The sequence below is a fragment of the Terriglobus roseus DSM 18391 genome (assembly GCF_000265425.1).
In the GTDB taxonomy this organism is placed as follows: domain Bacteria; phylum Acidobacteriota; class Terriglobia; order Terriglobales; family Acidobacteriaceae; genus Terriglobus; species Terriglobus roseus.
On sequence record NC_018014.1, the window covers coordinates 4,452,529 to 4,471,374 of the forward strand.

Consider the following 18,846-nt stretch of genomic DNA (forward strand, 5'->3'; position numbering starts at 1 on the left):
CGAGGCCCAATCGCATGAGCTCCATGGAAATCATTCCCGCCGCCGACGTACTCTCCGCAGAAGAACACCGCAAGATCGACGCCTACTGGCGCGCCTGCAACTACCTCTGCGTCGGCATGCTCTACCTCGTCGCCAATCCCCTGCTGCGCGAGCCGCTCAAGCCCGAACACATCAAGAACCGCCTGCTCGGCCACTGGGGCTCTGACCCGGGCCAGACCTTCGCATGGGTCCACCTCAACCGCCTCATCAAGAAGTACGATCTCAACCTGATCTACCTCTCGGGCCCCGGCCACGGCGCACCCGCGACCCTCTCCAACAGCTATCTCGAGGGCGTCTACTCCGAGGTCTACCCCGATAAGAGCGAGAACATCGAAGGCCTGCAGAAGTTCTTCAAGCAGTTCTCCTTCCCCGGCGGCATCGGCAGCCACTGCACCCCGGAGACACCCGGCTCCATCCACGAAGGCGGCGAACTGGGCTACAGCGTCTCGCACGCCTTCGGCGCAGTCTTCGACAACCCCGACCTCATCGCGGCCGTAGTCGTCGGCGACGGCGAAGCAGAGACCGGCCCTCTCGCCACCTCCTGGCACTCCAACAAATTCCTGAACCCCGTGCACGACGGCGCGGTCCTCCCCATCCTTCACCTCAACGGCTACAAGATCGCCAATCCGACCATCCTCGCCCGCATAACACCAGAAGAGCTGGAGCAGCTCTTCCGCGGCTACGGCTGGGATCCCTACATCGTCGAAGGCGAGGATCCCGCCCTCATGCACCCGTTGATGGCGCAGGTCACCGAACACTGCATCAACCAGATCCGCGCCATCCAGACCAGGGCCCGTACCGCAGCCCCCGGCACACCCGTCGAGCGCCCACGCTGGCCCTTGATCATCCTCCGCTCGCCCAAGGGCTGGACCTGCCCCAAGGAAATCGACGGCCACAAGCTCGAAGGCTCATGGCGCGCCCACCAGATGCCCGTGCTCGATCCCGTCACCAACCCCGCACACCTCAAGCTGGTCGAAGACTGGATGCGCAGCTACCGTCCCGAAGAGCTCTTTGACCAGGGCGGCGCACTCATCCCCGAACTCAAAGCCATGGCCCCCGTCGGCGACCGCCGCATCACCGCCAACCCGCACGCCAACGGCGGCAAGCTGCGTAAGCCGCTCGACCTGCCCAACTTCGCCGACTACGCCGTCAAGGTCGACCGGCCCGGCAAGACATTGCTCTCTTCGACCAATACCCTCGCGCACTTCCTCTGCGACGTCATGCGCCGCAACATGACCAGCTTCCGCGTCTTCGGCCCGGATGAGACAGCCTCCAACAAACTTCAGGCAATCTACGAAGGCAGCCACGGCAAGACATGGATGGCCGCCCTGCTGCCCCAGGACGCCGACGGCGGCGACCTCTCCACCAGCGGCCGCGTCATGGAAATGCTCAGCGAACACACACTCGAAGGATGGTTTGAAGGCTACGTCCTCACCGGCCGCCACGGCTTCTTCTCCACCTACGAAGCCTTCGTCCACATCATCGATTCCATGTTCAACCAGCACGCCAAGTGGCTCGAAAAATCCAAGCTCGAACTCCGCTGGCGCACGCCCATCTCCTCCATCAACCTGCTCATCACATCGCTCGTCTGGCGGCAGGATCACAACGGCTTCACCCACCAGGATCCCGGCTTCCTCGACATCGTCACCAACAAGAGTCCGGAAGTCACGCGCATCTATCTCCCGCCAGACGCCAACTGCCTCCTCAGCGTCGCCGACCATTGCCTGCGCAGCACCGATTACATCAACGTCATCGTCGCCGACAAGGCCGAACACCTGCAGTACCTCACCATGCCGCAGGCCATCGACCACTGCACCAAGGGCATCGGCATCTGGGAGTTCGCCAGCAACGACGACGGCATCGAACCCGACGCCGTAATCGCCTGCGCCGGCGACATACCCACCTCCGAATCACTCGCAGCCGTAGCCATCCTGCGCGAGCGCTGCCCTGACCTGAAGATCCGCTTCGTCAACGTCGTCGACCTCTTCCGCCTCATGCCGGAACGCGAACACCCGCACGGCCTCTCCGAACGTGAATTCGACAGCCTCTTCACCATCGATAAGCCCGTCATCTTCAACTTCCACGCCTACGCCTCGCTCATCCACAAGCTCACTTATCGCCGCAAAAACCACGACAACTTCCACGTCCGCGGCTACAAGGAAAAAGGCAACATCAACACACCGCTCGAGCTCGCCATCCTCAACCAGGTCGACCGCTTCAACCTCGCCATCGACGTCATCGACCGCGTACCAAAGCTGCAAGCCTCCGCCTCGCACACCAAGCAGTGGCTGCAGGACCAGATCATCGAATGCGTAAACTACGCCCACGCCAACGGCATCGACGCACCAGCCCTCCGCAACTGGACCTGGAGCTCCATGCCACCGAAGTAACATCCGGTCGCAGACAAGCCGCGCAATAGAAAACCGCCGCAACGCAATCGCGTAGCGGCGGTTCTCTCTATGGATGGATAGCGAGATCAACTCCCCCAAGAAGCTTGTCATCCCGTAGCGAAGCGGAGGGATCTGCATGTAAGCCCCACCGACAATCCCCTACCGGCATGCCAACATTCCAACCCCGTTTGCGCGAAGCGCGAACCTCCACGGCCCCAAACGCCTCTGCCCCTACAAAACCCTAAGGCAATAAAAGCCCCGCCCCCTGCGGCAACGTTAACGTATCCCCCAAAGGCCGAATCTCCGTCCGAACCGTCTCCTGCTGCTTCGTCAGCGACTTCAACATCAAGATCTTCCCACCCATATGCACGCTCATCGACCGAGTCTTCCACTCGGCGCCCTTCACCGGCGCACGCTCCAGTCGAAAGTTCCCGCCCTGCTCCACCTTCCCGATTAGCCCAAATCCAAACGTAACCGGGTGCGAGATCGTCGCCTGCAGCGTGCACAGCCGCTCCGCCGGCTCCATCACCGACACCGTACCGGCCATCGCCGCACCGACACGCTCTTCATACGTCGATGGCTGAAACTTCGGATCGGGCACAAAGCGGAAGACCCGGCAATCGCCCTGCATCCCCTCGGACGTAATCAAAAAAGCCCGCGGCAATAACTGCAGCAACCGCGCCGCGTGCAGTTCATCATCCTTGTGAGCCTGGCCCTGCCGACGATACTCCTCAGGATTCGCCACCAGCGCCTGCAGTCGCTGCTCCTCGGCAGCAGCCTGCTGCGCCGTCAGCGGATTTCCATCGACCGCGACCAGCCGCCGCAGCATGCCGTCGCCCACCTCCACCACATGCTCCCGCCACAGGTGGCCTCCCGTGCGGTCTGACCGCTCCTCGGCCGTGTACGCAAAGTGCCCGGCATGCTGCCGCGACGCAACCTCGTTGGCCGCCATCGCACTGATTGCCGCAGGCACCTGCGCAACACACACCGACGCAGCAAACACCAGGCCGGAAAACATCGTTGCAATCGACGGAACGCTTACGCTTCGGGCCACATGCTGCCGGGGAGTGCAGATCATCGTCATCGCTTCCTTCTACCAGACCACACTGGCATCGGAGCATGAAACGCCCTGGAAAGGTTGTGACAGCCAAAAACGCTTCGCGCACTCCTTGCAGCCATTTGGAAGCCACGCGAAAACTCTTTCCAGCGCAAAGAAGCCCCGGCACCGCACACAGCCCACCAAGCGCACCCAGCGCACCCGCGCGTCCAACCCACCCGGAGCACCCAGCCCACCAAGCGCACCAAAGGTGCGCGCTATCCCAGCCCAGGGCAAAGCCCTGGGTCACGGCACAACAACCGATCTGCGGGCTGTAGGCCCGCGCTAAATCCCGAACGATCGCAAACGCAAAAGCCCCCCAAACAAGGGGGCCTCGCACGCCGGGTGCCCCATTCATGACGGCTTCATCGTCATGAGTGGGTTCGCAGAAGCAGTCGCCGATGTCGCGACCAAGCGCAAGTACTCACAGCGCACCAGCGCACCGAGAGCACCCGCGCGTTCAACCCACCCGGAACACCCGGAGCACCAAGCGCACCAAAGGTGCGCGCTATCCCAGCGCAGGGCAAAGCCCTGGGTCACGGCCCAACCACAGCTCTGCGGGCTGTAGGCCCGCGCTAAATTCCGAACGGCCGCAAACGCAAAAGGCCCCCAACAAGGGGGCCTCGCACGCAAAACCAACAGTCTTAGTGGCTCGGCCCAATCTCCTGCACCGGACGAATCCAGATATTCCGAAAGCTCAGCGGCTCGCTCTTATCGCCATGCGCCTGCAGCTTGATCGGAGCCATGTCGTACGCCTTGTAGACCGGCTTGCCCACGTACAGTGTCTCGCCCTTCAACTCGAAGTGGTTCTCCACCAGCACGCCATTCTCAAACACCGTCACATACGCCGGCTTCAGCACCGTGCCATCCGCATTGAAACGCGGCGCAGTCCACACCACGTCATACGTCTGCCACTCACCTGGCTTGCGCGCAGCGTTCGCCAGGGGTGCCGTCTGCTTGTAAATGCTGCCCAGCATGCCGTTCGTGTAGGTCGGGTTGTTGTAGCTGTCCAGGATCTGCAGCTCATAGCCCGCATCGCCCTTACCCGTCGACGCCAGGAACAGGCCGCTGTTGCCGCGACCCTGGCTCTCGCCCGTAATGCTCGCAGGGATACGCCACTCCAGGTGCAACTGATAGTCCTTGAACCTCTGCTTGGTCTCGATGTTGCCCACGCCGCCCTTCTTCACGGTCATGATGCCATCGGCCACAGTCCAGTCCGCGGGCGAACCATCCTTCACCGCCACCCACTCCGACAGATCCTTGCCATCGAACAGCTTCACGGCATCCGACGGAGCCGTACCTACCGTCGCGGCGGGCGTCACCACCGGAGGAACCGGCTGGTAGAACTCCGTATCCTCATGCTTGGGGCCGGCGGCGGCGGGAGCCTGCTGCGCAAAGGCAGCAAAAGGAGCAGCTGCAACGGCAGCCAGGACGATCAGAGACGAAAAATTAGCACGCACCATAGTGCGGGAAGAATATACCGCCCACCCAACACTTTGCATGTCCTATGTCCGCACCACCCCTCCAGCCAGGGAAATTTGGTGCCGTAGATTGCACGTCCTCGTCCGCACCGGGGTCTCTCCACCTGATTTACACTGAGGAGCAGACATTTTCGGGCACTTCCCGTCCCACGTAGAGACCGCGGCACAGCTCAACGGGCTGCTGCGGGGAGGTTTTTCTTGCAGCGTCGTCTTCTTTCCTTGTTCGTCATCCTGTTCTTCGCCGTGCCCGTGGGCGTTTCCCTTTCCGGCTGCGGCGGCAGCAGGAGTGGTAGCAGCGGCGCCTTCTGCAACGGCACCATCGGCCCTCGGGTCGGCGATGCGCAGAGCATCGTGCTCCAGCCCACCGTTGGCGGCGTCAGCCTCGGCTTCACGCAGACCTCTTCCGTGACCACACCCACGGCGACCGACTGCCAGGGCAACGCGGTCACCATCGCGAAGTACACCTACGCCTCCTCGAACCAGAACATCGCGGACGTGAATCCCAACACTGGCAGCATCTGCGCCGGTCAGTGGAATCGCAACAACGCCAGCGGCATCCCGGACTACACCTTCTGCACCAACACCACCAACGTCAGTGGCGTGGCAGAACTGACGGCATCCGGCGGCGGCGCCAACAGCAACAAGGTGCTCGTCTACGTCCATCCGCAGATCACCGCCATCACGCTCGGTGCCAAATCAACCGACTGCGTCAACGATCCTGCGACGAACTGCCCCGCGTACACCGCAACGGCAACGACCTCGGCTCCGGCCTACGACCCCAACACCTGCATCTCCTTCAACCAGAGCGCGCAGCTCGTCGCACGCTTCTTCGCCGGATCGAGCAACATCACCTACAGCGCTGGTCACGCGAACTTCTCCGCGCAGACCGCCGGCTTGGTCACCTTTGAAAACACCAGCGGCGTAGCCACGGCCCTCGCCCCCGGAACGACGATCGTCACCGCGACCATCGCCAATTCGACCTCGACCGCCGGCCTCATCTCCGTCTGCCCCCCCAAGACCATCACCATCAGCACGCCCAACGCAGTCAATGGCGCGGTCACGGTGAACCCGAACAACACCGAGCCCATCACGGCCACCGTGAAAGACATCAACGGCGTTACGCTCACCGGCCTGAACCTGACCTACACCTCGACCACGCCGGTCTCAGCACCTGCCTCCAGCACCGGCATCGCACCGGTCTTCCCGGGCACCGCCGCCATCAACGCCTTCTGCCTCCCGCCCAACTGCAATCCGTCGCCCTACGGCAACGTCGGATTCCTGGGAACGGGTAAGCCGGTCGCCTCCAACACCCTGCTCTCCACCACGCCCGGCAATAGCAGCACCCGGCTCTGGATCGGCAGCACAGACTCCAAGTACCTCGTACCGGTCGACCTCACCACCGGCGTCGTCCCGTCGCCCACCGCCCTGCCCTACACACCAAACTCCATGGTGCTCTCGCAGAACGGTGCCACCATCTTCATGGGATCGCCCTTCGGCCTGATGACCTTCACCACGGCCTCCAACACGATCGCCAGCGTCTCCACCACGCTCCAGGGAACCGTGCTCGCCGTCTCGCCTGACAGCGGTACCGTCGTCATCAGCGACTCCACCCGGAACCAGATCTCCGTCGTCAACACGGCAACGTCGACCGTCACCAGCACCTTCACCGGTATCGGAACACGCGCCGCTTACACCCCCGACGGCGAGACACTCTACGTCACCACCGCAGCCAACCACCTGCTCGTATACTCCGCCTTCACCAGCTGGCAGGAGTACGACCTCTCCGCAACCGGCGGTGCCAATGATGTCGCCGTAGCCATACCCAGCGTAGGCGCCTTCGTCGGTGGCTCAACTGCCATCAACGGCCGCTCGTACTGCCCCACCACCGTTGCAAGCCGGACCGTCTTCTACCCGCAGGCCTCGCTCACCACGGTCTCGGCAGCAGTTGGTGACCGAGTCGCTTCTACCAACGACGGCCGCCACCTCCTCGACGTCCGGCTGGCCGCCAGCGGTGGAACGCCCATCGTGAACGACGTGACCTTCCCCACCTCCACGGCAAACGACGGTGCCAACGGCTCGCGTACCTTCACCAACACGCTGCCCACCGGCGACTGCCCGGAGAGCGGCCTCCCGCCGGCCTTCGGTACCGCCGTTAACACCGCGGTACTCACCGGCGTCACCACCACCGGCATCACCGGCGTCTTCCCCGCATCGGACTCCAGCATCGCCTTCACCACCTACCTGCCTACCGCAACCGCGGCAGCAGGTGCGATCCTGCCGGGCTACGTCCCCGCCGCATCGGGCACAGGCACCACACGATCCATCGCCCTCACTGGCAGTGCAACCGCACCGGTCTCCGGCGTCTTCTCTTCCGACAACAAGTTCTTCTTCACCGGAACAGCAGGCGACAATCAGGTCCACGTCATCACCCGCAGCACCCTGACGGACACCAGCCAGATCGCACCCAGGCTGCCCAGCAACACCAACACCACGGGCACCGCAACCCCCAACCTGCTCGTCCAGTACCCACGCACAGTCACCAACAACTAAGCAGGGTAAAAAGTAGCAAAGAGAAGGCCGCCAGCGATGGCGGCCTTTCCACTTCCCACACGCACCCACCAGGCGGGTGCCCCATGTCTCGCTTCTGAGACATGGGTTCAAACCCATCCCATCCGCAAAGACAAAACCCCACATCTCCAAGAGACATGGGGCTCCATTCCTACTCCAACAAAATCAAGCCAGACGCTTCGCCATCACCGTCCGCGACACCGCATCCAGTACCCCGTTCAAAAACGTAATGCTCTCCGGAGCAGCATACCGCCGCCCAACCTCCAGCGCCTCATTGATGATGATCGGGTGCGGCGTACCCTTGTACCCCAGCATCTCCGCAATCGCCATCCGCAACAGGTTCCGGTCCACCACCGCCATCCGGTGTACCCGCCAGTGCTGCGAGTGCGTCTCGATCAGATCATCGATCTCGTCACTCCGCTCCACAGCCACCCGGAACAGATCCTCCGCAAAGCTCTGCGTCTCCAGATCAACCGTCTGCGCGCCCTCATCATCCGTGCGGCTCTGCCAGAACACCTTGCGAACCTCGTTCGCCGTCTGCTTGCCCAGATCACTCTGATACAACATCTGCATCGCCAGCTCGCGTGCCTTACGCCGAGCGCCCATTAATTTCCACCTTCCACTGCACGGTCCACATCAGCCTGCGCCGCACGACCAGCAGCCACGCCGCTGCCCTCATGCTCACCTGCAGCCACATGCCCGATCTTGCGTGCAATCGATACCATCTCGATCGCCGCCACCGCTGCCTCAAACCCCTTATTGCCGGCCTTCACACCCGCACGATTCAGCGCCTGCTCCAGCGTCTCGCACGTCAGCACGCCAAACGCATGCGGCACGCCCGTCTCCTGCTGGCTCTGCCCAATCCCGCGCGCCGCCTCGTTATAGATCGCCTCATAGTGCGCCGTCTCACCGCGCAGCAGGCAGCCCAGGGTGATGATCGCGTCATACTTCCGCTTGCCATCCGTATCCCGCAGATCCGCCATCATCCGCGCCGCCGCAGGAACCTCCCACGCACCCGGCACCCGCACAATGTCGATATCCTCGCGGCGCCCACCACTGCGCAAAATCCCATCCAGCGAACCCTGCAGCAGACGATCCGTGATCACGGCATTCCAGCGAGCCGTCACAATTCCAAACCGCATCCCAGCCGCGCTCAGATCACCCTCAACGGCAATCGGCACACCCGCCAGCACATCCTCGCGCTCCCAGAACCCAAATACCAGCCCAGGAAGCGGGTGCCCCACGTCTCGCTTCTGAGACGTGGGATCGACTACTGAGGACGTCGAGGGATTCGCGTCACTCAAATCCACCGTAAACATCCGAGACTTCCAATGCGTCTCCACCACATCCGAAAGCCGCGAGCCAAGTTCCTCAGCAGCCAGCCAACGCTTCACAACACCATGCACGATCTCGATCTGCGTGCACTCCACCAGCAACTCCGGCACAGCCGGCGGACGGCCCGTAACAAACTCCACATTGCCCAAAGGCGCCAGAAACGCCGAGCCCTTACCCGCACCATCATCCCAGCCACGGCCCGGCTCAAACCCAAGCTCACCAAACAGCGACGAAAGCCGCTCCCAGGCCGCCGCCGAACCCACCGGCTTCACCACTGTCAAACCCTTGATCATCCCTTGATTGTACGGAAAACACCGCCTCAGCACGTCAGCAACTCAGCAGCACCCTCCAACCCGTCCCCCTCTTTCGGGGCGTCACCAAACCGGGTGCCCCACCTTCGCGAAGCTAAGGTGGGGATCGCTCCGAAAGGAGCGACCAAAACCTCTCACCCTCCCCAACTAACAGGAAGGCACAAACCGGGTGCCCCATTCTTTTCCAAAGGAAAAGGGTGGGTTATTCGCGCAAAGCGCGAACCCCCTCGGAGGGGCACGGCTTCAGCCGTGCCATCACACCCAAACCCAAACAGGCGCGGCCAATCCCAAACACAGGAGAACCCTGCAATCCCCGCGCCCACACACCGCTCACGGCTGGCCCAACCACAGCAAAAGCTATCATTCAGGAATGGCCCGCACACCCTCCAACACCGATCTCCCCCTCGGCACCCAGTGCCCCGCCTTCGAACTCAAGGACGTCCTCTCCGACCGCGGCATCGGCCGTGACGACATCTTCGGCGGACCGGACGACCTCACCGAGCGGCGCGGCCTCCTCGTCCTCTTCCTCTGCGTCCACTGCCCCTTCGTCCAGCACATGGAGCAGGCGCTCACCGCCCTCATCGCCCGCTACGCCGACCGCATCGCCACCGTCGCCATCATGTCCAACGACATCCTCGAGCACCCCGAAGACGGCCCCGACTACATGCGCGATCAGGCCACCCGACTCGGCTGGGACAAGCTCGGCATCCCCTACCTCCTCGACACCACCCAGGACACAGCACGCGAGTTCCACGCCGCCTGCACCCCCGACCTCTACCTCTTCAACACCAACTACGAACTCACCTACCACGCCCAGTTCGACCGAACCCGCCCCTACCGCGAATCCGACGCAAAGAACGGCCTCGAACGCCACCCAGAAATCCACGCCCAACCCAACGGAGCCGACCTCGAAGCAGCCATCCAGGCCCTCCTAACCAACCAACCCCCAATCACCCCACAAATCCCAAGCCTCGGCTGCAACATCAAGTGGCGCTGAACAGCTCCAAACAACCAAAGCGGGTGGCCCCACGTCTCGCTTCTGAGACGTGGGTTCGCAGGACAGTTACGGCCGACAAGATACTTAGGCACAAGCGGCTAGTGCGACAAACCATAAGTTGGATTTTCGGGAATTCGCACATCCCAGGCCATGTCGCTCTTCCAGGAAGCCTGAGTCTCCTGCGCGCTAAGCCGCTTGAGAATTCGCCCGTCAGCAACGTTTAGTACATAGCCAACGACTTGGCACATGATTCCGCCATAGGAACTGCTGCAGGGAACCTCCGCAAAAACATGAATCGCAGATGAGTCGGCACTCCACGCAATACCCGACATATTGAACTGCGGGTTTTCTTCAATGCGCTTGCACGTGGCTTCGTCGCCATTGGCGGCCTTGCACGGCGGGAATTGCGCAACCATGTCTCTTTGCGCGACACCCGTTAAGTTTTGTCGATGTGGCGTACTGTTGGCGTTCAACGTATAGACATCGACAAAAAATCCCGCATAAGAAGTAGTTCCGCCCGACACGAAAAACGCCTCCGAATTAGGTGCCCATAGCAACTCATGCGCCCCCTCCTGCAGTGTGATGACGTGTGCCTTCTTCCCCTCGATAATCCGCAGCGAATAGGGGAAATTACCATGCTTATGGCCACAGAGCACCCGCGCCGAGCTCTTGTGGTCTGGAGCAACAATGCTGTGGGTCTCCTGCGCGCAGCTAAGGTCCAGGATGCTCGCATGCTTCGACCAGATTGGTCTTTCAACCGCCGCGTGATCAGCTTGAGCTAGCAACTCACTACCGAGTAAGGAAAAGAACACTAGTAAAACCTTCAAAAGGCCCTTCGACATGGGATCAACTTACACCGAGTGAGTTCCAGAATGGACATATCGCTGCTCAGCAGGCTGAGGGCCCGCGCTATTACAGCCCGGGCTTGATATCGTGGCCGGGTGCCCCACGTCTCGCTTCTGAGACGTGGGTTTATAGGATGCCAGCCCTCGGATCAATCCGCATCGGCAACCCACCCCGCTTCCGAGCCGTCCATGGCGACTCCACCTCCACCGGTCCTTCGACACCGGTACTCCAGTGTCGAAAGCTCGACCAGTCCCATAACTCCGGCGACGTCACCAGCCCGCGAGTAACCGGGTTGCGATGTATGTAGCGTCGCTTCTCAATGATTTTTCTCTCCGAGAAGACGTTGAAGTCGTAGTATCGCTTCTGCCAGAACGGGCGCTGCGCATTCTTCACCGCCACGGATATTTTCAGGGCCTGCAAAGCCTTCGCGAGCGGCACTCCCAGTGGCTCTGTGAGCAGCAGATGGACATGCTCAGGCATGACGACGTAAGACATTACAAAGAATCCATACCGTGCACGCATGACTTCCAGAGACTGCACGAAGATATCGCGCGAGGCCGCCGCCCGAAGATAGGCCTTTCGTTCAAAGCAGGAGAAGGTGACAAAATGCATGTCCCCTTCCTGCTGGTATCGAGCGAGACCCTTCGGCATGTCGGCATCGTACTGGGGTCGATCAGAAATGTGTCACGAGTAATTCAGGACTCGCTCGCCTGCGTCCCGAATCCGAACCACCATCTCACTTCCGAGACGTCGCTTTGCAGGATGCAGACCCATTCGCGCAAAGCGCGAACCAAAGGGAGCAGTGGCCTTCAGGCCACTAGAATCTGGCCCTATCGCAAAGGGCTTTAGCCCTGGACCCGTCGCATAAAAATCAAGCAACGAGGCGCACTGAAGGTGCGCGACTTCCCAGCCCAGGGCAAAGCCCTGGGTTTCCGTAGAAAGCGGCAGTGCGGGCTGTATAGGCCCGCGACAAGATCCCGCCATCCACACACCTGCTTCCCCGAAGCCGAGATCGCAAACGCACCACCCGCCCCGAATCCATCTTCCCCCGCCTCAGGCAGTCGAAGAATGGATGGGATAGTGCGCAGCGGGCTGAAAGCCCGCGCTATCCTAGCCCAGGGCGAAGCCCTGGGTCAGCGTCCACCACAAAATTGCGGGCTGTAGGCCCGCGCTAAACCCAACCGCCACACCGCATCACAAGCAGGGTCACAAACACTCCAACCCATTCGCGCAAAGCGCGAACCGGAGCGAGCAGTGGCCTTCAGGCCACTGGATCCCGTCCCATCGCAACAGGGGCTTCAGCCCCGGACCCGTCGCATAAAAGTCAACCAACCAGGCGCACTGAAGGTGCGCGACTTCCCAGCCCAGGGCAAAGCCCTGGGTCAAATTCAGGAAGAGGAACTGCGGGCTGTAGGCCCGCGACAAAAACCCTCCGGCCACACCCGTGTTCCACAAACAGCCGAAGGTCTCGCGCAAAGGCCACTGCATCCCGCCCCATCGCAACAGGGGCTTCGCCCGCGAAAGCCGCCTCCCATCAACGCCAATCGACCTGTCAAGCCCCCGCACGTCTCCGAATCGCCCTAACTCTCAGCAAGAAAGCCACTTACAACCCAAACTTTGTTGGCGGTCTATTTCCACCAATTCCCTAAAATAGAAATAGACCCAGAAAGAAACAAAAGCGCGCCGCAAACATCGCGGCGCGCTAAGTCGTTTGTTATCTAATTTTTACCCGTAACTCGTTTGGAATCTAATTTTTGCCGTTTCGGGAATCGTCAACTCCTTTGTTTTCTGATTTTTACGAAAACTAGGGGGAGGGGGGTCTACGGATTGCTCGGCGTCTGCGGCTTGCCGGCCGCCGGCACAAACGGAGCCAGCAGGAAGTCCCGCGCCGACACCGTGCCGTTGCCAAGCACGCGGTTATAACCCTTCGGCGTCGTGTAGTACAGACCGTTGAAGCCCGGAATGCCCTGGTGGAAGACGTTCCGTGTCAGCCCAATCTGGTGCGACAGAGCCAGCGCATAGATGTAGTAGTTCTCATTGCCCATGCGAGTACCAAAGCGCTGCACCGCCAGTGCCGTAAGACCCGCAAAGTCCGGCGCCGAAGCACTCGTGCCGATCACGCCCACCGCCTGGCCGCCGATCACCGCAACGTCCGCGCTGTCATCCGCACCGCAGGAGATCGCACCGCCCGGGCAGCCGCCCATGTGTAACGACACGTCCGGCACCGTACGGAACCGAGCATTGCCCGTGTTCGTCAGCGCCTGGAACAGCGGCTTCTTGAACAGGACACTGTCGCCGCCGCCCGATCCCCAGTACTGGCCCGTCGATGACGTGCCATAGAAGATGTCGCCCACCAACGGGTCCGCAAAAGCCGACTCACGCACATACGCCGAGTTCAGGTCCGTGCTCGACGTATACGTCGTCACCAGGTTGGTGCCACCCACGCCCACCACGTTCGGGCTCGACGCCGGGAACATCGCAGAAGGCAGCGCCGCACCGCAGTCCGGAATGCCATCGAAGCACGCCACCGGGAACGAAGTCAGCGCGCCCGCATCACCGGAGCTCGCGACAAACGTGATGCCCTGCGCAACGCCCTGCGCCATCAGGTCGTTCTCTTCCTGCAGCAGGTACGTGTAGTCGGTGCCGCCGTTGTAAGCCGCCGTGTAGAACGCCTCGGGCCCGCCGAAGGACATGCTGACCACGTCCGCCTGGTTGTCGTTCACAATCTTCGCCAGGCCAGCCAGGATGTTGTCATCCGCAAGATCCGGCACGTTGTACAAGATGACATTGGCGTTCGGTGCCATGCCACCGCTCTGCTGCAGATCCAGGTGTGTCTCGAACGATCCATCCGGATCGTACGGCGCTCCACCGTTGATCTGTACCGTCGAGAACTTCGGCGTCGCCAGCTTCTCATGGCTGAAGTACTGCGTCATATCCGCCGGGTTAAAGTCGCCCGCCATCAGAATGCCGATCGTCGTTCCCTTGCCCGTGTACGTCTTGTACGAAGGCCAGTTATAAGCCTGCTTCAGATCGGTAAACCAATACGCGCCCGTCGGACTGTACCGATTGCTCGGGATCACAGAAGCCGCTTTGTGCGCGAACGCACGCATCCGCACAAAGCCGGACAGTCCGCTGATCACCGCACCCTGCTGGGCAAGCGCACCGCTCACCACCGGCTGGGAAGCAGCCATCACCGTCTTCCTGCCGTTAGCGAAGGAACCAGCATGCAACTGCGTCTGCAACGCCGACTCCACAGCGCTCGCCGGCCCACTCACCTGCAGTCGCTGCGGTCCCACCGCGGTCGCGGTCAGTCCCTGCGCAGCAAGCTGCTTCTGCACCGCAGCCACCTGCGCAGCCGTCGGTGCAAACTTCGCCGTGAACTCCGCCGGCGTCATCCAGTGGTGGTACTGCGGAGACGAAGAATCATGAATCTTCGCAATCTGCGACTCAAGCGCAGCGCGGTTCTGCAACGGCAGATACACATTAAACGAGACAGACTGGCCTGCCGCAGCGCGGCCCTTGTCCATCGCCTTTTCGGCGGCGTGCAGGGCTCCTGTGGAAACGGCAACAAGGCAGAGAGCGACAACTGACCTGGGAAGAATCGTACGGATCATAGAACCTCAAAAGGCGGTACGCGAGAGCCTTAGCTGGCTCCGGGCAGTGATGCATGGGGGAGGGTGAGAAGGACTATCTCACCACGTCTCACAACACACAACGCCCATTGGTCCCGGGCCTAATGGGTGTAACTGGCAGTCTGAACACCACCCCTAGGGAGGCCACTGAGTGCACAAAACCTGCAGCAGACGCGGCTTTCCGCGCAATTTCATTCAGCCTCGCAGACACTCAACGGAGGGCAGTGCAAGTCGAGCGCTATGCAGCGATCCACCATCCCGACGCAATGGCGGAGGATGACGCGGGAAGAATTCATCCGACAGAAATGAGAAAGGACGCAACAGGAACCCGATCGGTTCCTGCTGCGTCCTGTCCGTGCAGACTGCTGCTGAGGTTACGACTTCATCTTCATCGCTTCCGGATCCCAGCGAACCGCCGTTCCCTTTTCCAGGCTCGCCAGGCAAAGCAATGCAGCCCCGGCCGCACGATAGCCAAACGTGGCATCCTCAACTGGTTCCTGCCGCGTCCGCATGCTTGAGAAGAAGTTGCGGAAGTGATCCACCGTGTCGTTGTAGCCATTCGGCAACAGGTACGTCTCTGTCGTGTTGTCCGTAATGGTGTTCCGCGGATCTTCCGGATGCTTCTTCAAGTAGTCGTCACGAAGCTGCTTCTGCATGCCCAGCGTAAAGCTGTCGATCGACATGCCCGGTCCCTTCTCACGCGGCACACGGTTCAGGATCAGGCCCTTGCCGTTGATCTCCAGCGTGCCTTCCGATCCCGTAAACGTGAAGCCCTCACCCTCGGCACCGCCGTCCACAAAGTTGACACGCAGCTCCAGGTTCCAGTCGCCCCCCGGACCCGAATAGTCGAACAGTCCCAGCAGCACATCCGGCACATCGCGGCCATCCTTCCAGAAGCGCAGACCACCCGTCGCGTATGCCTTCGTCGGTCCATGCGATCCCGTGATGAAGTGCGTTCCGCTGAACAGGTGAACGAACAGATCGCCCGCAACACCCGTGCCGTAATCCTTGTACTTACGCCACTGGAAGAAGCGTTCCGCATCCCACGCATGCTTCGGCGCCGAACCCTGGAAGCGCGGCCAGTCGCAGGTCTGCGTACTCGCATCCAGCGGCACCGTGTACTCCCACGCACCCTGCGCGCTGTTGCGATCCCAGTGCGCCTGCACCATGTTCAGCTTGCCGATCGCGCCGGAAGCCAGCAGCTCCTTCGCCTTGGTATAAGCGATGTTCGACACACGCTGCGATCCCACCTGCAAAATGCGGCTGTGCTTCTTCGCACTCTCAATCATCAGTGGGCCGTCAGCATACTCGTGGATCATCGGCTTCTCGCAGTAAACGTCCTTGCCTGCTGCCATCGCGTCCAGCGACGCCTGACGATGCCAGTGATCTGGAGTCGCGATAATGACGGCATCGATATCCTTGCGCGCCAGGATCTCCTTGTAGTCGCGCGTCGTCATCACATCCGCGCCAAAGACCTCCTTCGAGTGCGCCAGGCGACCGTCATAACAATCGGCCACCGCCAGCAGCTTCACACCGGGTACGGACAGCGCGTTGCGCGTAATCGACTGGCCACGCCCGCCGGCGCCAATCAGTGCAACCTGGATAGTGTCATTCGGCCCAATGCGGCGCTGCTCCTGCGCAAACGTCAGCAGGGGGAACTGGGTTGCAGCTGCGGCAAGACCCGCGTGCTTCAGAAAAGATCGACGATCTAACGGCATACAAGAACCCTCAAAGGAACACCGTCATCCTAAGCGATCTTGTACTCCACTTGCGAGCGCGACAATGCTTTCGCTTGTGCAGCCTGCGATCGTCCAGACCGCCCCGGTCCGAGGACGCGACCGCCATGCCAGCGCATGGAAACCCTCTCCGTTCTGCGCTACGCGATCAACAACCCGATCAAGCGGGCAAATTAAGGCCCCACACTTCACGCCATCACCTGACGCCCCAAGAATCCCCGCAACGTTTCTGTAAATTTCTTCTACATTGTTTGCAGACCGTGGCCGCATGCGACCAGGGAACACCAAGGGAAGCCTCACCTATGAATTTCATTCTTCGCTCCGCTCTTGCGGCAGCAGCAGTACTCGCACTCACCGCGCCCATGGCGACGCCGGCTCAACAGATGACCCTCGCAATGGACGGACAGAGCCCCTCCATCACGGTCCCCAAGGGCGGCATCTCCATGGACGTGAACGCCATCGACAAGTCCGTCGATCCCTGCACGGACTTCTACGAGTACGCATGCGGCAACTGGCGCAAGAACAATCCCATTCCCGCGGACAAGGTGCGCTGGGGCCGCTTCGACGAACTTGGCGAGCACAACCTCTACAGCGTCTATGCGCTGCTGCAGCAGGCCGCCGACAAGCCGGCAACGCCGCTCCAGGCAAAGTACGGCAACTACTTCGCTGCCTGCATGAACGACGATCTGGCCAACACCCTCGGAACCAAGCCCATTCAGCCCGTCCTCGACAAGATCGGCGCCTGGAAGGACAAGACCGCCCTGGCCAAGTTGCTTGGCACGCTCGAAGATCAGCACGGCATTGGGATGTTCTACAACTTCGGATCCGAGCAGGACCAGAAGGACAGCCAGAAGCAGATCCCCGCACTCATGCAGGGCGGCCTCTCGCTGCCCGACCGCGACTACTACCTGCAGGATGATGACCGCATGAAAGGCATCCGCGAAAAGTACGTCGCACACGTCACCAGGATGTTCACGTTGCTCGGCGACACGCCGGAACAGGCCGCTACGGAAGCGCAGGCCGTAATGCGCATGGAAACTGCGCTCGCCAAAGGATCCCTGCCACGCGTGGAGATGCGCGATCCCAACAACATCTACCACGTAAAAACCCTGGCCGACCTGCAGGCGACCACGCCCACCTTCCGCTGGTCCGACTACTTCGGCTCCATCCGCGTCCCGGTACAAACGCTCAACGTGGCCACGCCCAACTACTTCACCACGCTGAACTCAGAGCTGCAGAACGCATCCATCGCCGACCTCAAGAGCTACATGCGCTGGCACGTAGTCCACGGCGCCGCCGGCAACCTCTCCAAGCCCTTCGACCAGGAGAACTTCGCCTTCTTCAACCAGACACTCTCCGGCCAGAAGGAGCAGGCACCCCGCTGGAAGCGCTGCACACAGGCCACCGACCGCGCATTAGGCGAGGCCGTAGGGCAGGACTGGGTCGCCAAGAACTTCACACCCGCTGCCAAGGCCAACATGCAGGAACTCGTGCATGAACTCGAAGCCGCCCTCGGCGAAGACATCCAGGGCCTCGACTGGATGAGCCCCACAACCAAGGTCGAAGCGCACAAGAAGCTCGTCGCCTTCCGTGACAAGATCGGCTACCCCGAGGTCTGGCGCGACTACAGCACCGTCACCGTAAAGCGCGATGACCGCGTCGGCAACGCCTCACGCGTCGCCATCTTCGACGACCGCCGCGACCTCGCCAAGATCGGCAAGCCCGTCAACGAAAAGGAGTGGGGCATGACCCCGCCCACCGTCAACGCCTACTACGACCCGTCCAACAACGACATCAACTTCCCAGCCGGCATCCTCCAGCCGCCGTTCTATGACTTCAAGATCGACCCCGCCGTCAACTTCGGCGCCATCGGCGTCGTCATCGGCCACGAGATGACCCACGGCTTCGACGACCAGGGCAGCCAGTTCGATCCCCAGGGCAACGTCCGCATGTGGTGGACACCGGCCGACAAGGCCGAGTTCGACAAGCGCACCGCCTGCGAGGTCAAGGAGTACGGCGACTTCGAACCCGTCCCCGGCCAGAAGCTCAACGGTCAGCTCACCCTCGGCGAAAACACAGCCGACAACGGTGGCCTCCAGGTTGCTTACGTCGCCCTGCACAAGGAACTCGCCAAGCTTGGACCCGACGCCTCGAAGCCCATCGACGGCTACACCCCCGACCAGCGCTACTTCCTCGGCTTCGCTCAGGTGTGGTGTGAAAACACCCGCGACGAAACCGCTCGCATGCGCGTCAAGACCGATCCGCACTCCCCCGGTCGCTTCCGGACCAACGGTGCTGTGCAGAATTCCGCGAAGTTTGCGGAGGCCTTTTCCTGCAAGCAGGGTCAGCCCATGGCACCGGTCAACGCCTGCCGCGTCTGGTAAAACTCCTTACAATCCAGCAAAAGCAGGAGCC

General features: G+C 61.5%; 12 protein-coding genes. 4 read left to right on the forward strand and 8 right to left on the reverse strand.

All coding sequences use genetic code 11. The features are described 5' to 3' along the window. Positions 1–14: 14 nt before the first annotated feature. A complete protein-coding gene (locus TERRO_RS18405; protein ID WP_014787218.1) occupies positions 15–2,429 on the forward strand; it encodes a phosphoketolase family protein in 2,415 nt (804 codons plus the stop codon). Positions 2,430–2,670: 241 nt separating this feature from the next. Here TERRO_RS18405 and TERRO_RS18410 read toward each other — a convergent pair whose 3' ends face one another. Together TERRO_RS18410 and TERRO_RS18415 are read right to left on the reverse strand one after the other, a co-directional pair. Then, positions 2,671–3,513, reverse strand: coding sequence for a hypothetical protein (locus tag TERRO_RS18410; RefSeq protein WP_157178437.1), 843 nt, complete (start codon positions 3,511–3,513; stop codon positions 2,671–2,673). A 656-nt stretch (positions 3,514–4,169) separates the two neighbouring features. Continuing rightward, a complete protein-coding gene (locus TERRO_RS18415; protein WP_041592709.1) occupies positions 4,170–4,988 on the reverse strand; it encodes a 3-keto-disaccharide hydrolase in 819 nt (272 codons plus the stop codon). Positions 4,989–5,204: 216 nt separating this feature from the next. Here TERRO_RS18415 and TERRO_RS18425 point away from each other — a divergent pair, with 216 nt between their 5' ends. After that, positions 5,205–7,556: a hypothetical protein gene (locus TERRO_RS18425; RefSeq protein WP_014787221.1), complete on the forward strand. Its 2,352-nt coding sequence runs from the start codon at positions 5,205–5,207 to the stop codon at positions 7,554–7,556. 183 nt (positions 7,557–7,739) lie between these two features. Here TERRO_RS18425 and nusB read toward each other — a convergent pair whose 3' ends face one another. Both nusB and ribH read right to left on the reverse strand, forming a co-directional pair. Then, positions 7,740–8,180: a transcription antitermination factor NusB gene (gene nusB / locus TERRO_RS18430; protein WP_014787222.1), complete on the reverse strand. Its 441-nt coding sequence runs from the start codon at positions 8,178–8,180 to the stop codon at positions 7,740–7,742. After that, entirely contained in the window at positions 8,180–9,202 is a 1,023-nt protein-coding gene (gene ribH, locus TERRO_RS22835) for a 6,7-dimethyl-8-ribityllumazine synthase (RefSeq protein ID WP_014787223.1), read from the reverse strand. Before ribH ends, nusB begins: the two co-directional genes overlap by 1 nt. Positions 9,203–9,590: 388 nt before the next feature. On the opposite strand from ribH, the gene TERRO_RS18440 reads away from it, so the two are divergent. Beyond that, on the forward strand, positions 9,591–10,217 hold the full coding sequence (locus TERRO_RS18440; RefSeq protein WP_014787224.1) for a thioredoxin family protein: 627 nt from the start codon (positions 9,591–9,593) through the stop codon (positions 10,215–10,217). A 98-nt stretch (positions 10,218–10,315) separates the two neighbouring features. Here the strand turns inward: TERRO_RS18440 and TERRO_RS18445 are convergent, their stop codons facing one another. The 4 genes from TERRO_RS18445 to TERRO_RS18465 form a co-directional block, all read right to left on the reverse strand. Next, positions 10,316–11,059 (reverse strand): hypothetical protein, encoded by a 744-nt coding sequence (locus TERRO_RS18445; RefSeq protein ID WP_014787225.1) that lies wholly within the window; start codon positions 11,057–11,059, stop codon positions 10,316–10,318. Positions 11,060–11,189: 130 nt separating this feature from the next. Further along, positions 11,190–11,714 (reverse strand): REP-associated tyrosine transposase, encoded by a 525-nt coding sequence (locus tag TERRO_RS18450; RefSeq protein WP_014787226.1) that lies wholly within the window; start codon positions 11,712–11,714, stop codon positions 11,190–11,192. 1,169 nt (positions 11,715–12,883) lie between these two features. Next, complete coding sequence (locus TERRO_RS18460) at positions 12,884–14,677, reverse strand: S53 family peptidase (protein ID WP_014787229.1); 1,794 nt, start codon at positions 14,675–14,677, stop codon at positions 12,884–12,886. A gap of 392 nt (positions 14,678–15,069) precedes the next feature. Beyond that, positions 15,070–16,413, reverse strand: coding sequence for a Gfo/Idh/MocA family protein (locus tag TERRO_RS18465; protein WP_014787230.1), 1,344 nt, complete (start codon positions 16,411–16,413; stop codon positions 15,070–15,072). A 320-nt stretch (positions 16,414–16,733) separates the two neighbouring features. Between TERRO_RS18465 and TERRO_RS18470 the strand changes: the two genes are divergently transcribed. Continuing rightward, positions 16,734–18,815, forward strand: coding sequence for a M13 family metallopeptidase (locus TERRO_RS18470; RefSeq protein WP_014787231.1), 2,082 nt, complete (start codon positions 16,734–16,736; stop codon positions 18,813–18,815). The last annotated feature ends 31 nt before the right edge of the window (positions 18,816–18,846 follow it).

Bases quoted from the DNA above. Each gene is read 5' to 3' on its own strand.
- TERRO_RS18405 (WP_014787218.1), top strand. From the start codon at position 15: ATGAGCTCCATGGAAATCATTCCCGCCGCCGACGTACTCTCCGCAGAA.
- TERRO_RS18410 (WP_157178437.1), bottom strand. From the start codon at position 3,513: ATGACGATGATCTGCACTCCCCGGCAGCATGTGGCCCGAAGCGTAAGC.
- TERRO_RS18415 (WP_041592709.1), bottom strand. From the start codon at position 4,988: ATGGTGCGTGCTAATTTTTCGTCTCTGATCGTCCTGGCTGCCGTTGCA.
- nusB (WP_014787222.1), bottom strand. From the start codon at position 8,180: ATGGGCGCTCGGCGTAAGGCACGCGAGCTGGCGATGCAGATGTTGTAT.
- ribH (WP_014787223.1), bottom strand. From the start codon at position 9,202: ATGATCAAGGGTTTGACAGTGGTGAAGCCGGTGGGTTCGGCGGCGGCC.
- TERRO_RS18440 (WP_014787224.1), top strand. From the start codon at position 9,591: ATGGCCCGCACACCCTCCAACACCGATCTCCCCCTCGGCACCCAGTGC.
- TERRO_RS18445 (WP_014787225.1), bottom strand. From the start codon at position 11,059: ATGTCGAAGGGCCTTTTGAAGGTTTTACTAGTGTTCTTTTCCTTACTC.
- TERRO_RS18450 (WP_014787226.1), bottom strand. From the start codon at position 11,714: ATGCCGAAGGGTCTCGCTCGATACCAGCAGGAAGGGGACATGCATTTT.
- TERRO_RS18460 (WP_014787229.1), bottom strand. From the start codon at position 14,677: ATGATCCGTACGATTCTTCCCAGGTCAGTTGTCGCTCTCTGCCTTGTT.
- TERRO_RS18465 (WP_014787230.1), bottom strand. From the start codon at position 16,413: ATGCCGTTAGATCGTCGATCTTTTCTGAAGCACGCGGGTCTTGCCGCA.
- TERRO_RS18470 (WP_014787231.1), top strand. From the start codon at position 16,734: ATGAATTTCATTCTTCGCTCCGCTCTTGCGGCAGCAGCAGTACTCGCA.